Here is a 16059-nt window from a genome sequence, read left to right as displayed (position 1 = left end):
AACAGACTCCCGATGGAGATCATGTGACGCTTAGTCAGCTCGACTACGACTCACTACCCGGCGCACGTGATCAACCACCACCGGCCTTGCACGACGCAGCAAGGGCCCTCACCCGGGGCCTGGGCGAGGGCCCTTGTTCACGGGTTGAATCCCGCCTGCTGTCCTCTCGTCGAGTTCCCGCCGTCCGCGCGCAGGGGCTGCCGGTGGCGACAAGCGACATTCGACAGGCGGGAGTCGACGCCAGGGGCTAGCGGGGCGCGACGGCGGGCAGCGGCTGCGGCGGGGGCGGGCCGACGTACCGGGCAGCCGGGCGAATGATCTTCGAATCCTCGGCCTGCTCCAGGATGTTGGCGCTCCAGCCGACGACACGGGCCGCGCAGAAGGTGGGCGTGAACATCTCCCTCGGCAGCCCGCACAGCTCCATGACCACGCCCGCGTAGAACTCCACGTTGATGTGCAGCTCGCGGCCCGGCTTGAGCTCGGCCAGCAGCGCCTCCACCCGCGTCTCCACCTGGACGGCGAAATCCACCAGCGGGCCGCCGAACTCCTCGGCGATACCGCGCAGCATCCGGGAGCGCGGGTCCTCGGTGCGGTAGACGGGGTGGCCGAAGCCCATGATCCTGTCTCCGCGCAGCACGCTGTCGCGGACCCAGGCGTCGATGCGGTCGGGGGTACCGATGGCATCGAGAGTGTCCAGGGCACGGCTGGGCGCGCCGCCGTGCAGCGGCCCGGAGAGTGCGCCGACGGCGCCGACGAGGCAGGCCGCGAGGTCGGCGCCGGTGGAGGTGATGACGCGGGCGGTGAAGGTCGAGGCGTTGAAGCCGTGGTCGATGGTGGAGATCAGGTATGCCTCGATCGCCCGGACCTGCTCCGGCTCCGGTTCTTGGCCGGTGAGCATGTAGAGGTAGTTGGCCGCGTGGCCGAGATCCGCCCGCGGCTCGATGGGCTCCTGCCCCTGGCCGAGCCGGTGGAGTGCGGTGAGCAGGGTCGGCACGGCGGCGCAGGCGGCGAGCGCGTCTGCCCGGCGCTGGTCGGCATCGACGTCGTAGAGCGGCCGGAAACCGGCCGTGGCGCCGAACAGCGAGAGCGCGGTGCGCAGTCCGGCGAGCGGGCCGGCGAGTGCGCCGGCATGGGCGAGGGCGGGCAGCGCGTCGCGGACGACGGCGGACAGCGGGCGCAGGGCGGCGGTCTCGGCCTTGAAGGCCGCCAGCTGGGCCGCGTCCGGCAGCGTGCCGTGAAACATCAGGTACCAGACGTCCTCGAAGCTGCGGCTCATGGCCAGCTCGACGGCGGAGTACTGGCGGTAGTGGTAGAAGCCTTCGAGGCCCCGGACGTCGCCCAGTCGGGTCTCGGTGACGATGACCCCCGCGAGTCCGCGGGGTGCGTCGATCGGTGCGTTCGCCTCGGCGATCGGCATGACGGATCTCCTTGCTCTTCCTCCCTGGATATTGATTCGACTATCTATGCTTGATACAAGAACCGTCAACATTGATTGAATCAATACATAGGACTCTGGATACGGTGGCGCCATGGCGGATCAACAGACGACGCAGGACCCGGGCGAGCGCCGGCTGAGCACCCGGGAAGCGGCCGACCGGCTCGGCGTGAAGCCGGAGACGGTCTACGCGTATGTCAGCCGCGGCCAGCTGACCAGCCACCGCGCACCGGGCGGTCGGGGCAGCACCTTCGACGCGAAGGAGGTCGACGCGCTCGCCCGGCGTGCCGGGCGGCGTGAACCGTCCGGCTCCGGCGGCGAGTTGACGGTCCGTACGGGCATCACCCTGATCGACCGCGACCACTGCTACTTCCGCGGCGTCGACACCTCGGAGCTCGCCGCCCACTACAGCTACGAGGAAGTCGCCGAGTGGCTGTGGACCGGCGAACTGCACCGCGGCATCCGGTTCGCCGCGCCGCAGGACGCGCTGTCCGCGGCCCGCCACGCGGTTGCCGCCCTGCCGGCCCACAGCGGGCAGATGGACCGGCTACGGGTCGCGCTGATCGCCGCGGCAGCGGCCGACCCGCTCCGCTTCGACCTGTCCGAGGACGCCGTCCTCGATACCGCCCGCGGCCTCATCCCGACCCTCGTCGACGCCCTGCCGCCGCAGGCCCCCGAGCAGCACACCGCCGGCCCGCTCGCCGCACGCCTCTGGTCGCGCCTGACCTCCGAGCCGGCCGACGCACCGTCCCTGCGCGTCCTGGACGCCGCGCTGGTCCTGCTCATCGACCATGACCTGGCCGCCTCGACCCTCGCCGCCCGGGTCGCCGCCTCGGCGCGCGCCCATCCGTACGCGATCGTCTCGGCCGGCTTCGGGGCACTGGACGGGCCGCTGCACGGCGCGGCGAGCGGACCCGCGCACCGGATGTTGCTGGAGGTGCTGGACCGGGGCAGCGCAGCCGCCGCCGTCGCCGATCACCTCCGGGCGGGCCGCCGGGTCCCGGGCCTGGGCCATATCCTCTACCCGGGCGAGGACCCGCGGGCGCGCACCCTCTTCGGGCTGCTGGCGGACGTACCGCGCGCTCAGCCCGCCCTGAAGGCCGCCCGCGACGTGGTCGCGACCACTGCCCGGCACACCGCGTTGCACGCCAATGTCGATCTGGCGCTGGCGGTCCTCACGGTCGCGACGGGGATGCCCTCCGAGGCGGGCGAAACGGTCTTCGCCGTCGCCCGCACCGCCGGCTGGATCGCCCATGCGCTGGAGGAGTACGAGGAGCGCCCCATCCGTATGCGTCCCAGCGGCCAGTACCGCGGCCCCAGGCCGCCGCAACCCTTGCCGTGAGGGGTTGGGCCCGTGCCGTGAGGGGCGAGCCGGCCCCGGTTACGGCGGCATCGTCCTCATCCGCTGCAATGCCGGGGCTGGTGCCTACGACCGCTTCGGTCTTCAGGTGTCACTTCCCGTCCGGAGACCCGCCGTTGGCAGGAGAGACCCTGGCATTGCGGCCGAGGGGTACCGGAGGATCGGGGCATCCTGGGCGTGGTCGAGTGGCCGGCGGTGGCCGCCGGCGCCGCAGTGGTGTGGCCGGCGCAGCGGATCCCCGGGAACGGCGGTGGGGCACCGCCCCTCCGGCCGGTGACCAGCAGCGTTCGCCAACGGACCCCCACCGCGCCCCCAAGCGGGTGAAGGGCGCGCCGACGCCCACATCGCTCCGGGCTCACGGCCGAGGCGGCGGTACGGTGCCGATCAACGCCGAAACGCCGTCGGGCCAGGCGGCCGGCTGACCCGTCCGGCAGAAACCGGCGGCTGTCCGGCCGTCTCGGGCACAGCTCTCTCCCCACCGCGGTCACAACCGGTGCGGCTTTCTCGCGAAAGTAGGACAGTGGTGCTGCGATTACTGACCGGCTTGCCTGCGGCCGGTCTTGGTCGGGCGCTTGCCGTTCCGGCCCGGGTCGTCCGTCATCTCGCCTCCCCGGCCGACGCGCTGCGGCGCGGGGCTGCCGAGCTTGCCTTCGCCGGTGTGCGCACTGCGGCGAACGCCGCGGCCGAGGCATCGGCCACGGCGGTGCGCGTGACCCGGGTGGCCCGTCGCGCGCTCACTCCCGACGACGGTTGCTGGCGCGCGGGAAGCCGGCTTCAGCTGCCCTTGCGCCCGCGCCCCGGCGCCACCGACGTCACGGGGCTGGAGCAGGCCGCACAGAAGGTGGCGGCGGCCGTGCAGGAGCACCCGGACGTGCTCCTTGCCTACTGGGACGCGGGCCTGTCCAGGTTGGTGATCCAGGTGGCCGGGGAGGCGCTGGTCGGGGCGGTCGAGCGCCGGGCGGCGGAGTTGGCCACCGGGTACGGACTGGAGCACCGCGGGGGTGGGGAAGAACCGCAGCTGCCGCATCCGGGGGGCATCGGTGAGGTTCGGGCCGCGGCTCTGGCCCTGGCCTGCGATACGGCGGGCATCGCCACGGCGGTGTCGGCGCGGATGATGCGGCTGAAGCGGCCCCCGCGGCTGGTCACCGCGGCGGTGACGGTACTGCGGGAGGACTCCCGGGTCCGTGGCGTGCTGCACCGCCGGCTCGGCGCGGCAGGGACCGATCTGGCGTTGGCGGCCGTCCATGCCGCCGCGCACGGACTGGGTCAGTCGCCGGTCGCCCTCGTCCTGGACGGGGCCCTGCGAACGGGCCAGTTGGCGGAGGCGCTGGCCCGGGCCGCCGCGTTCGACACCGCACACGACGCCCTGTGCGTACCGGACCGGCCGAGCCTGTCCGGGGCCGGGCTGCCCCGGCCGCCGGTGCGGCCGAACCCGGGCGAGGAGTACGCCGGTGTCGCGGTCGCGGGAAGCCTGGTGGGCGCGGTCGCGACACTGGTGTTCACCCGCCGTCTGGCGGGGGCCGCGGAAGCAGTGCTGGCCGGATCGCCCAAGGCCGCACGCTATGGACCCGCGGCCTTCACGTCGGCGCTGGGCCTGGCGCTGGCCCATGGCGGGATGCTGGTGCGCGGCGTCGAGCGGCTGCGGCAACTGGAGCTCGTGGACACCGTGGTCCTTCACCCGGGCGCCCTGCACGGCCGGCGTCGGACTGTCCTCGACGTCCGCCCCACGTCGGACTCGTGGGACCACGACCGGCTGTGGCACGCGGCGACCTCGGCGCTGCGCGGCTCCGGTGACGCGACGGCTGCCGTCGACGGGGTTGCGGTGGACCTGCGGCCGGCGCCCGGCGAGGAGGAGCCGGCGGAGACCGGCTCGATGATCGCGTCCGCGGGCGGGGCGGACGTCGGCATCGTCGGGGTCGGGTGGGAGCTCGACCCGCTCGCCGAGGACGTACTGGACGCGGCGCGCCGGGCCGGCCTGAGCGTGGTGATGGTGGACGACCCTTCGCTCGGCGAATTCGGTGCCCTGGCGGACACCGTCGTCGCCTCCGAACGGCCGCTGGCCGAGGTGGTGCGCGAGCTCCAGGACGAGGGACGGGTGGTCCTGACCGTCGCCCGCATCAGCCATGACGACACCGCCGGTCAGCACCTGCTCGCGGGGCTGCTGGCCGGTGATCTCGCCCTGTCCGTCACCGACGAGCGCGGTGCCGTGGTCTGGGGCGCGGACGTTCTGGTGCTGAACGGTCTGGAGGGGGTGTGGCGTCTGCTGGCCGCCGCTCCCGCCGCGCGTGCCGTGGGCCGCCGCTCCAAGACCCTTGCCCAGTCGGGGGCGGCGCTGTCCGGGCTGCTGGTGGTCACGGGAGGTTCTCCCGCACGCCGTGTGCTCCTGCCGGCCGGGATCCGGTTGAGTCCCGTCAACGCCGCTGCCGGCGCGGCCTTGTTCACGGGCTGGCGGGCCGCGTACGGTGCCGCCGGCCGCAAGGCGCCCCGCCCCGGGCCGCGCGTCCCCTGGCACACCCTGCACCCCCTTGAGGCGTTGTCGCGGCTGGCCGAGCGGCCCCGGACGGTGCCCGGCGTACTGTCCAGGGCGCGTACGCGCGTGGACGCCGTGGCCCAGTTGCCGGTCTTCACCCCGGCGCGCATGACGGTCTCGTTGTTCACGGCCGTACGCGCGGAACTCGACGATCCCCTCACCCCTGTTCTCGCGGTCGGCGCGGCTGCCTCGGCGGTTCTCGGGTCCACCGTCGACGCGCTCCTGGTCACCGGCGCGTTGGGAATGAACGCCCTGGTGGGCGGGGTGCAGCGGTTGCGCGCCGAGCGCGCGTTGGCAGCGCTCGCCGTGGGCCAGCGGCAGACGGTCCGGCTCGTCACCGACTCCCGGACGGGGGCGACCGCGACGGTGGACGCCGCCCGGCTCGCGCCGGGTGATCTGATCGAACTGGCCACGGACGACGTGGTACCCGCCGATGCCCGACTCCTTCAGGCAGCCGATCTGGAAGTGGACGAATCCGCCCTCACCGGTGAGTCGCTGCCGACCCGCAAGCAGGTGGCCGCAACACCGCGCGCGGCCGTGGCGGACCGTAGCTGCATGGTGTACGAGGGCACAACGGTGGTGGCCGGGCGGGGGCGTGCCGTCGTGGTGGGTACCGGCGGCCAGACACAGGCCGGGCGCGCCGCGTCCCTGGCCACGCGGGTGCCGCCCGCGGCGGGTGTCCAGGCCCGACTCCAGGAACTGACGAAGAGGGTGCTGCCGCTCACCCTCGCGGGCGGAGCGGCGGTCACCGCACTGTCCCTCCTGCGCGGCAGGCCGGTGCGCGAGGCCGTCGGCGGCGGGGTCGCGGTCGCGGTGGCAGCGGTCCCGGAGGGTCTGCCGCTCGTGGCGACGGTCGCGCAGATGGCTGCGGCCCGCAGGCTCAGCAGGCGTGGGGTGCTGGTGCGCGCACCACGCACGCTGGAGGCGTTGGGCCGTATCGACACCATGTGCTTCGACAAGACCGGGACCCTGACCGAGAACAGGCTGCGCGTCGTGCGCCTGGTCACCACCAGAGGCGCCGCCTACACGACCGACGACCCCGAGCCCGCCAAGGTGTTGCTGACCGCGGCCCGGGCCTGCCCGGACGCCGATGAAACGGGCGTTCACGCACACGCCACCGACGAGGCCGTACTCGCCGCGGCCCCGCTCGACCGGAAGTGGGTGCAGAGCGACACCCGGCCGTTCGAAGCCAGTCGCGGTTACGCGGCTGCCGTCGGGCAACACGCCGACGACGAGCCGCAACTGGTCGTCAAGGGGGCGCCCGAGGTCGTGGTGCCGTGCTGCACGGACGTCCCCCCTGATACGGAGGAGAGGGCTCAGTCCCTGGCCGGTGAGGGATTGCGCCTCCTCGCCGTCGCCCGGCGGCGGCTTTCTCCCGGTGATGTGTCCGACGTGCTCGACGAGCCGCTCCAGGGGCTGGAGTTCCTGGGATTCGTGGCACTGGCCGACACACCGCGGGCCAGTTCCGCTCCCCTGGTGGCCGGGCTGCGCCAGGCAGGACTGCGGCCGGTGATACTCACCGGTGACCACCCGCAGACCGCCCGCACGGTCGCCGTGTCCCTGGGCTGGCCGGCGGACGTCACCATGGTCACCGGCGACCGGCTGTCCGCCCTCGACCGGGCCGGCCGGGCCGAACTCCTGCGGGACTGCGGCGTGGTGGCCCGCGTCGCCCCGGAGCAGAAGCTCCAGGTCATCGAGGCGCTGCGGGAGGCAGGGCGCGTGGTGGCCATGGTCGGCGACGGGGCGAACGACGCCGCCGCCATCCGCGCCGCGGACGTCGGTGTCGGCATCGCGGCGCGGGGGTCGGCCGCGGCCCGGAACGCGGCGGACCTGGTCCTGACCGGTGACGAGCTGTCCGTCCTCGTCGACGCGGTCGCCGAGGGACGGGCCCTGTGGCGCAGCGTGGGCGACGCCATCAGCATCCTGATCGGCGGCAATTTCGGCGAGGTCGGCTTCACCGTGCTGGGCACGCTGCTCGACGGCGTCTCGCCTCTGTCCACACGGCAGTTGCTGCTGGTCAACCTTCTCACCGACATGTTCCCGGCCATGGCGGTGGCCGTCACGCCCCAGGACGTGAAGCCGAGCGAGGAGCCCCCCTCGGACGACACCCCGGTGGGTATCGCGGCCCTGGGGGCTCCGCTGGCCCATCAGATCCGCCAGCGCGGCCTGGTCACCGGGCTCGGCGCGACCACGGCATGGCTGATCGGCCGGCTCACCCCCGGCTCTGCCCGGCGCACCAGCACCATGGCACTGTGCGGAGTGGTGGGAGCCCAGCTCACCCAGACCGTCAGGGGCCGGCAGCACAGTCCCCTGACGATGGCGACCGCCTTCGGCTCCGCCCTCGTCCTGGCCGGCATCGTCCAGACACCCGGGATCAGCCACTTCTTCGGATGCACGCCACTGGGCCCGGTGGCCTGGACAGGGGTCGGCGCCTCGGTCGGCGTTGCCGCGCTCTCCCCGTGGATGCTGCCACCCGTCGAGGACCTGCTCACCCGCGTGGCAGCCACCCTGGGCCCGCCTGTGCACGTGACACGCTGACCGCCAGCCGGTCAGCCGGTCAGCCGGTCAGCCGGTCAGCCGGCCCGAACTTCCGGAAACGCTCCGAAGTGGCGCCGGACCGCGGCCGAGCACGCCGGTGCCGCGGTGACGGTCCCTCCTCCTCGCACCCGACCGGCCCGCACCCGCGCCCCTCGGCAACGGCAACGGCTCGGGACGCCTTCCGCCGCGCTGCGCTGGGTGACTTTTCCGACCCAACTCCCCGTACCAGCCTGCGACTTCCGCCTTACCGCCTGTCGTCTGCCACCTGCCACCTGCCACCTGCCACCTGCCACTGCACCCCGAGCCCGCCTCCTGACGAGCCCGCCTTCCGTACCGGACGCGGCGGCCCCGCGGTCGCGCTTGCCGTGCTCCGGTGGGAAAACGGGGCTGTGCCGGAGGAACGGGAGCCGGCCGGGAGGACACGGTGCATTGATTCCGGGGCGGCGGGAGTGCGGGCCGTCCACCACCCCCCCTGGGGCCTGGTGGATCACGCATCCCCGCACCGGGCAGGGGCAGACTCGGCGGTATGGATGCCACACCCCCGGTCCCCCGCCTGCCCCGGACCATCGACGAGGCCGGTCTGCGGCACGCACTCCCGATGGCCGCGGCCGTCGAGGCGCTCCGCGCCGCGCTGCGCGACGGGCCGGACCCCGAAGCCGATCCACCGCGCACCATCGTGCCTGTCGAGCACGGCCAGTTGCTCCTGATGCCCGCGCACCGCAGCCGCTATGCGGGCGTCAAGGTGGCCACCGTCGCCCCGGACAACCCGGCCGCCGGACTCCCCCGCATCCAGGGCCAGTACCTGCTCTTCGACGCCGCGACCCTCACCCCGGTCGCACTGCTCGACGGGATCGCGCTGACCACCGTGCGCACCTCGGCCGTCTCGGCCCTCGCCGCCGACCTGCTCGCCGTCGCCGGGGCCGGCCGCCTGGTGGTGTTCGGCACCGGCCCCCAGGCCCGCGGCCACCTGGAGGCGCTGCGCGCGGTGCGTCCGCTCACCCATGTGACCGTCGTAGGACGCACCTCCGCGCGCGTCGAGCGGTTCGTCGCGGCGGCCCGCCGGGTCACCGGCCTCACCGTCGAGGCCGGTGACCCGTCCGCGGTCGCCACCGCCGATCTCGTCGCCTGCTGCACCACCGCCCGCACCCCGCTGTTCGACGGCGCCCTGCTCCCGCCGCACGCCACGGTGACCGCGGTCGGCTCCCACGAACGCGGCAGCCGCGAGGTGGACGGCGCCACCGTGCTGGGCAGCACCGTGGTGGTCGAGTCCCGGGCCGCCGCGGCCCGCGAAGCCGGCGACCTCATCCCGGAGCTGGAGAGCGGCCGGCTCGCCCCGGAGGCACTGGTGACACTCGCCGACCTGGCCGCCGGAGCGGCCTCCGCGGACCCGGACCGTCCCCGCCTCTTCAAGAGCGTCGGCATGGCCTGGGAGGACCTCGCGGTCGCGGGCGCGGCGTACGAGGCCGTCTGACGGCGCACGACCGGTTGTGGCGCGGGCCGCGCGGCCCGGGACGCGCCCGCGTCCGTCACCTCCCGATAGAACCTTTTTCCTCATTCCCGTAGGACGACCCGACCGCCGCCCGACACCCTCCCCCACGGCGAACCCGCAGCTCAGAGCCGCTGCGCCGGCCGCCGGCGCCCCGTCCTGCACACCGCGGCGCGCTGTGCGCACCCCATCCCGTGTGACGCCCCGCTTGACGCGGCCTGCCTCCGAGGAACACCCTTCTTACATAGGTGCTCGATACAACTGACTCTGGTGGAGCGGGTCGGGCGACCGCTCATCGGCGTTGCCCGCCCCTCCCGGCCCCCCTTCTGCCGCGGCACCTCGCGCTGTCCCGCGGCACCGGCGGCCCCAGGGTTCGGAGCAGGAGGACATGGCATGTGTGGCATCACCGGCTGGATTTCCTTCGACCGCGATCTGCGCTCCGAGCAGGCGACCGTGGACGCGATGACCGAGACGATGGCCTGCCGCGGGCCCGACGACCGCGGCACCTGGGTGCAGGGGCCCGCCGCCCTCGGCCACCGGCGCCTGGCGATCATCGACCTGCCCGGCGGACGTCAGCCGATGACCGCCGAGCGCCCCGACGGCAGCCGGGTCGCCATCGTCTACTCCGGTGAGACCTACAACTTCGGCGAGCTGCGCCGTGAACTCGCCACCCGGGGCCACCACTTCACCACCGACTCCGACACCGAGGTGGTGCTGCGCGGCTACCTGGAGTGGGGAGAGGCGGTCGCCGAACACCTCAACGGGATGTTCGCGTTCGCGGTCTGGGACGAGCAGCGCCGGCGGCTGGTGATGATCCGCGACCGGATGGGCATCAAGCCGTTCTACTACTACCCCACAGCCGACGGCGTGCTGTTCGGCTCCGAGCCCAAGGCGATCCTCGCCAACCCGCTCGCCGAGCGGCGGGTGGGTATCGACGGTCTGCGTGAACTGTTCGCCTTCGTCAAGACCCCCGGGCACGCCGTGTGGGACGGCATGCGCGAGGTCGAGCCGGGCACCGTGGTCACCGTCGACGCCGACGGACTGCGCCGGCACGTCTACTGGTCGCTGCGGACCCGGGCGCACCAGGACGATCGCGAGACCTCCGTCTCCCACGTACGGACGCTGCTCGACGACATCGTCCGCCGCCAGCTTGTCTCCGACGTGCCGCGCTGCACCCTGCTGTCGGGTGGGCTGGACTCCTCGGCGATGACGGCGCTGGCGGCCCGTCAGCTGGCCGACGTGGGCGAGACGGTGCGGAGCTTCGCCGTCGACTTCGTCGGCCAGACCGAGAACTTCGTCGCCGACGGCCTGCGCGCCACCCCCGACACGCCCTATGTGCACGACGTGGCCCGGCTCGCCGGCACCGAGCACCAGGACATCGTGCTGGACTCCGCGGCCCTCGCCGACCTCGACGTGCGCGCCAAGGTGCTGCGCGCCCGCGACCTGCCGATGGGCCTGGGCGACATGGACGCCTCCCTCTACCTGCTGTTCAAGGCGATCCGGCAGCACTCGACGGTGGCCCTGTCGGGCGAGTCGGCCGACGAGGTCTTCGGCGGGTACCAGCAGTTCTTCGACGAGGAGGCCCGCAAGGCCGACACCTTCCCCTGGCTCGTCCGGTTCGCCGAGCACTTCGGCGACGACGGGAACATCCTCACCTCCGACGTCACCGGCGCCCTCGACCTGGGCTCCTACATCCAGGACGGCTACGACCGCGCCGTGAAGGACGTCGAACGGCTCGACGGGGAGAGCGACTTCGAGTTCCGGATGCGGAAGATCTGCTACCTGCACCTGACGCGCTTCGTCCGGATCCTCCTGGACCGCAAGGACCGGGCGAGCATGGCCGTCGGGCTGGAGGTGCGGGTCCCGTTCTGCGACCACCGCCTGGTCGAGTACGTCTACAACACCCCGTGGTCCCTGAAGTCCTTCGACGGGCGGGAGAAGAGCCTGCTGCGCGAGGCCACCGCCGATGTGCTGCCCAGGACCGTGTACGACAGGGTGAAGAGCCCGTACCCCTCCACGCAGGACCCGCAGTACGCCGTCGCGCTCCAGCAGCACGCCAAGGACCTGCTGGCGCGCCCCTCGCACCAGGTCTTCGACCTGATCGACCGCGACTGGCTCAAGCGCGCGGCGGACCACGAGGCGCCGCAGATCACCCAGGCATCACGGCGCGGACTCGAACGGACCCTGGACCTGGCCCTCTGGTTGGAGATGTACTCCCCCGCCATTACGCTCTCCTGATCCACAACGGGACCTGAGCAGGGATCCGTTGCGGACCGGGTCCGGTACGGCAGGCGGTGGGTGGGCGATGACGATCGGTGACGACGCGGCGCTACAACTGGTGATCTCGCTGCACCGGCTCACCCGGAGCCTGCGCAGGTCCGCCACCGCGGACAGCATCCAGCTGACGCACATCGCCGTGCTGGCGCTGCTGACCCAGCGCGGGCCGTCCCGGATCGGCGAGATCGCGCAGTGGGTGCCCTGCTCCCAGCCGACCGCCACCGCCGCGGTCCTCTGCCTGGAGTCGGCGGGCCTGGTGCGCCGGGAGGCGGATCCGAAGGACCGGCGTGCCAGCCGGGTCCTGCCCACCGAGGAGGGCGCCGCGGCACTGGCGGACGTCGCCCGGGGTGAGGCGCAGGTGCTCGCCCGGCGCCTCGGCGCGCTCCAGCCGGACGAGGTCCGCCGGCTCGCCGAGGTCGAGCCGCTGCTGCGCCGACTCGCGGAGGCCGGGGACTGAGCGGCTGCGCGGCGGATTCGGCCCGCCCTCCCCGGCCCGCGCCTGCCGGCCTTGGCAGCAAGCACGTGTCACACGCGGCCCCGTGCGTCGGTGAGGACGGTGCGCAGCCGCTCGACGAGCGGGTTGGTGTCGTCGGCCCGCCAGACCAGGTGCAGGGTGGTCGAGGTGTCGGCGAGCGGCCGGGGCGTGACGCCGATGCGGCGCAGCGCACGGTGCGAGTCGGCGAGCACCGCGGCGCCGAACTTGGCCGCGACCAGGGCCAGTAGCGTCTGCACGCTGCGGCCCTCCGCGCTGATCCGCGGCACAAGGCCGGCGCCGTGGCAGAGCGCGATGATCTCGTCGTAGGACCGGGGTGAAACCTCCCGGGGCCAGATGACCAGGGGGATCTGGCCCAGTGCCGCGAGCGGGGCGGGTTCGGAGGGGTGGGCCAGCGGATGGCCGGCGGGCAGGAACAGGGTGAGCGGCTCACGCCACCAGACCTGGGTGGCCAGCCGGGCATCGCGCATCGGGAGGCGCTGGACCGCGAGGTCGAAACGGCCCTCCAGCACCCCGGCCGACATCTCGGCGTCGTTGAAACTCTCCTCCAACTGGAGGTCCACCCGGGGAAGTTCACGGCGCACCCGGCTCAGCGCGCCACCGAGCGGTCCGTTGAGCCCGAACCGGCGAACGTCACGGTCAGCCGCCCGGTCATGCCCTGCGCGGCCAGCTGCACGTCCTTCAGTGCGGCCTCCGCCTCCGCGAGCACGGTGGCCGCACGCCGGACCAGCACCTGTCCGGCCTGCGTCGGCGTCAGCCCGCGCCCCTCCCTGACGAACAGTTTGATGCCCAACTGCCTTTCCATTTCGCTCAGTTGGCGGCTGAGGGTGGGCTGGGTCAGATGCAGCCGGCGCGCCGCGCCGCTGATACTGCCCGCTTCCGCGATCGCGACCGCATAGCCGAGTAGCCGTAGCTCCATCCATACCTCCCAGGCATGGGAAGTATAGCCAGTGATGCCCACGGAGCAGATGCGGACCACTTTCAGGCCAGGCTGGAGACATCGCACCGGCCGACCGGAGCGCATACCCGAACCTGAGGAGAATCCATGAACCGCGAAGAGCGCTACGAGTACGGCATGAAGGTGCTGGAGCAGGTGGACGGCGAAGCGGGAGCGCGCATCGTCGACTCGCTCGCGGACACCTCGCCGGAGTTGGGCCACCAGGTGGTGGCGTGGGCGTTCGGCGACATGTACTCCCGGCCCGAGCTGCCCCCGCGGGAACGGCAGTTGGTCACCCTGGGCGTGCTGGCCGCCCTCGGGGGCTGCGAGATCGAGCTGGAGGTGCACATCAACGCGGCGCTCAACGTGGGCCTGACCGCTACCGAGATAACCGAGGCACTGCTGCACTCGGCCGTCTACTGCGGCATGCCGCGGTCGATCAACGCCACGCTCGTCGCCAAGAAGGTCTTCGCCGAGCGCGGCCTGCTCCCCCTCACCAACCTCGGCTGACCATCCCGATGCCGCCGTCGCCCACCTGGACGCGAGGAGTGCCGTCGGCGGACGCCTGCGGCACTCCCGCCGCAAGAGCACCCGAGACCCCCGGCGCGGAGCAGAATCCGCTGCCGTGAGTACCGACCGTCGAGGAGGATCGTCGGCCGGTACTCACGGCAGTGGATGGCGCGGCTCCGCCAACTCGGCCCGGGCCGACCGCACCTCGTCGATGGCCTGAAGGTGCCCGCCCTCCTTCGCGCAGCGTCCGGCCCGCTCCAGCAGTCGTTCGGCCTCCTTCGGCGCCACCCCGCCCCGTACGCGGGCCAGCGCGGTCAGTGCGAAGGCCAGTGCCGTTCCGCCGAACGGATCGGCCAGTTCGACCGAGGCCAGCGCCAGCCGCTCGGCGTCCGCCCGTTCGCCGAGCAGGAGATGCAGTTCCGCCAGGTTGGCGCGCTCGAAGGCGGTGGCCGTGGGACGGCCCGCCTGTTCCGCCAGGGCCAGCGCGCGGCGCCCGTACGCCAGTGCATCCCCGTGCCGCCCCGCACGGCGCTCGGTCTCACGCAGTACGGACAGCACGGTGGCCAGCAGTGCCCGGTCACCGGACTCCTCGGCCGGTGCCAGCGCCGATTCGGCGGGACCGGCCGCCTCGTCCGCGAGCCCGGACAGGCCCAGGCAGACGGTCTGCTGCGCGAGCGAACGGGCCAGCAGCACCGGATGGTCGGCCCCCCGAGCGGCTTCGGCACAGCGCTCCGCCGCCCGCGCGGCGGCCAGTCCCTCCTCGTACCGGCCGCAGTAGGACAGCACCGCCGAGCGCGCCATGTGCTGTGCGGCCCGGATGTCGTCGGGGGCACCGGAGCCGGGCGGATGGGCGTCCAGGACCGCCAGCGCCGCCTCGGCGCCGCGGCTGCGGCCGAGCACCTCGGCCAGCCGGGCGGCGGCCAGCGCGGCGGCATCGCACAGCCCTTGGCGTTCGTAGGAGCGCAGGGCCTGGCGCACCACGGTGACGGCTTCTCCGTACCGTCCCGAACGGTCCAGGTGCAGCGCCCAGTCCAGCCGTACCCGCGCCGCGTCCGCCTCGGGCCGCACCGCCCCGCCGCCGTGGGACCGGCGGTGTTCGGCCAGTGCGCGCCGCAGGTCGGTCCGTCGTCGCGCCAGCCGCTCGCGGGCCGCCTCCGCCCAGGGCGCGTAGCGGTCCTCGGGCAGCAGCTCGCCGGTCAACGCCTCCAGGGCATGGGCCAGTTCGCGGAGTCCGCCGCTGCTCAGCGCCTGCCGGGCGAGGACTTCGGCCTCGTCGGTGTCCACGCGTACCGTGTCCGGCGCCAGTCGCAGCAGGTCGCCGTCGCCGGTCAGATACGCGGAGGTACCGCGCGGCGGCAGCTCGGGCTCCAGCGCGTGCCGGGCGGTGTGCAGCGCCACCCGCAGACTGCCCAGCGCGGCGCGGAGTTCGGCGTGCGGCCAGCACACGGCCATGATCTGTTCGCGGTGCAGTGCATGCTCCGGAGCGAGGGCCAGCAGCTTGACCAGGGTCCGGGCGCCGGGCCGCGACCACCGCTCCACGAGCGGTGCCCCGCCCTCGCGTACCGGCCGGAACCCGCCGAGCAGGCGAATGCGCAGCAGTGGGGGATTCATGGGCCGGACACTCTAACCGGTTCCGAACCGGTGTGGTGGGCACGGGAGTTACGTCCGCGTTACTGGCCGGATCCGATCCCCGGTCGGGGCACGTCGCCCGGGATGCACCCTCGGGAACGCGTCAATGTCGTCGGGCCCGCCGGGAGGCCGGATGACGTGCGTTGACGATGCGACGAGGGGTGCTGAGGATGGGCGGGTGCACAGCGCCCGGCCGGCGACGTCCCCCATCGATCGTCCTTGAGGAGGAAGCGTGAAGCGCTCCCCAGCCGTTGCCGTGTCCGTTCTCGTCCTGGTCTGCGGTACGGCCGTGGCGGCCAACGCGGCCAACGCCGCCAACATGGCCGGTACAGCCCGTGGCGGACCGGCCGCCGCTCCCGCACGGCACCACCTGTCCGCGGATGCGACCTGGTGCGAGAAGCAGGGCGGCACGGCGGAGACCCGCGTCCCCTACTACACCGGCACCGGCAACAAGCTCACCCCGCTGGGCGGTGAACGCGAGATGTGCGTCTTCGCCGCCGACGACGGCAGCAAGATCATGATCGCCGCGGACACGCTGGCCGCGGACAAGCCGACCCTGGCCGCGCTCGCCTATGTCCGCAAGCCCAACGGCCCGAGCAGTCCCGGCAATCCGTCCATCGCCTACTGCCAGGGCATCAACGGCACCGCCATGTTCGGCAACAAGCCCACGGACGGCGGCGGCTGGGGCCCCAGGAACGAGACCGACCCGTCGAAGGCGATCTCCAGCTGCATGTTCGCCGACGGCTCGGTGATCGACGCCTGGGGGCTGAAGTACCACCAGGGCGGGGTGATCCGCGGCGCCGATCTGACCAAGAAGTTCCGCGCCGCCATCCCGGGGGCGTGACGGCGTCCCGCCGACCCGCC

11 protein-coding genes are annotated in these 16059 nt (G+C 73.3%); 7 read left to right on the top strand and 4 right to left on the bottom strand.

Annotated features, from left to right (window positions below):
- Positions 1 to 247 precede the first annotated feature (247 nt).
- Entirely contained in the window at positions 248 to 1417 is a 1170-nt protein-coding gene (locus IEZ17_RS26595) for a citrate synthase/methylcitrate synthase (RefSeq protein ID WP_189304338.1), read from the bottom strand.
- A gap of 112 nt (positions 1418 to 1529) precedes the next feature.
- Between IEZ17_RS26595 and IEZ17_RS26590 the strand changes: the two genes are divergently transcribed.
- The 5 genes from IEZ17_RS26590 (at position 1530) to IEZ17_RS26570 (ending at position 12083) form a co-directional block, all read left to right on the top strand.
- Positions 1530 to 2777, top strand: coding sequence for a citrate synthase (locus IEZ17_RS26590; protein ID WP_189304336.1), 1248 nt, complete (start codon positions 1530 to 1532; stop codon positions 2775 to 2777).
- Between the two features lie 538 nt (positions 2778 to 3315).
- Positions 3316 to 7863, top strand: coding sequence for a cation-translocating P-type ATPase (locus IEZ17_RS26585; RefSeq protein ID WP_189304334.1), 4548 nt, complete (start codon positions 3316 to 3318; stop codon positions 7861 to 7863).
- 526 nt (positions 7864 to 8389) lie between these two features.
- Positions 8390 to 9334 (top strand): ornithine cyclodeaminase family protein, encoded by a 945-nt coding sequence (locus IEZ17_RS26580; RefSeq protein WP_189304332.1) that lies wholly within the window; start codon positions 8390 to 8392, stop codon positions 9332 to 9334.
- Positions 9335 to 9742: 408 nt separating this feature from the next.
- Positions 9743 to 11587 carry an asparagine synthase (glutamine-hydrolyzing) gene (asnB, locus tag IEZ17_RS26575; RefSeq protein ID WP_189304330.1) on the top strand — a complete coding sequence of 615 codons (1845 nt, stop codon included), beginning with the start codon at positions 9743 to 9745 and terminating at the stop codon, positions 11585 to 11587.
- Positions 11588 to 11654: 67 nt separating this feature from the next.
- Positions 11655 to 12083, top strand: coding sequence for a MarR family winged helix-turn-helix transcriptional regulator (locus IEZ17_RS26570; protein WP_189304328.1), 429 nt, complete (start codon positions 11655 to 11657; stop codon positions 12081 to 12083).
- A gap of 68 nt (positions 12084 to 12151) precedes the next feature.
- Here IEZ17_RS26570 and IEZ17_RS26565 read toward each other — a convergent pair whose 3' ends face one another.
- On the bottom strand, positions 12152 to 12703 hold the full coding sequence (locus tag IEZ17_RS26565; protein ID WP_189304326.1) for a LysR family substrate-binding domain-containing protein: 552 nt from the start codon (positions 12701 to 12703) through the stop codon (positions 12152 to 12154).
- A gap of 5 nt (positions 12704 to 12708) precedes the next feature.
- Entirely contained in the window at positions 12709 to 13080 is a 372-nt protein-coding gene (locus IEZ17_RS26560) for a LysR family transcriptional regulator (RefSeq protein ID WP_189304324.1), read from the bottom strand.
- 84 nt (positions 13081 to 13164) lie between these two features.
- Here IEZ17_RS26560 and IEZ17_RS26555 point away from each other — a divergent pair, with 84 nt between their 5' ends.
- The gene (locus tag IEZ17_RS26555; protein WP_189304322.1) at positions 13165 to 13566 is read left to right on the top strand and encodes a carboxymuconolactone decarboxylase family protein; all 402 of its coding nucleotides are present in this window, start codon (positions 13165 to 13167) and stop codon (positions 13564 to 13566) included.
- A 153-nt stretch (positions 13567 to 13719) separates the two neighbouring features.
- Here IEZ17_RS26555 and IEZ17_RS26550 read toward each other — a convergent pair whose 3' ends face one another.
- On the bottom strand, positions 13720 to 15177 hold the full coding sequence (locus tag IEZ17_RS26550; protein WP_189304320.1) for an AfsR/SARP family transcriptional regulator: 1458 nt from the start codon (positions 15175 to 15177) through the stop codon (positions 13720 to 13722).
- 250 nt (positions 15178 to 15427) lie between these two features.
- Here IEZ17_RS26550 and IEZ17_RS26545 point away from each other — a divergent pair, with 250 nt between their 5' ends.
- Positions 15428 to 16039: a hypothetical protein gene (locus IEZ17_RS26545; protein WP_229852665.1), complete on the top strand. Its 612-nt coding sequence runs from the start codon at positions 15428 to 15430 to the stop codon at positions 16037 to 16039.
- The last annotated feature ends 20 nt before the right edge of the window (positions 16040 to 16059 follow it).

It is taken from the genome of Streptomyces albospinus (assembly GCF_014648695.1).
GTDB classification, from domain to species: domain Bacteria; phylum Actinomycetota; class Actinomycetes; order Streptomycetales; family Streptomycetaceae; genus Streptomyces; species Streptomyces albospinus.
This window is presented reverse-complemented; position numbering and strand designations above follow the sequence as displayed.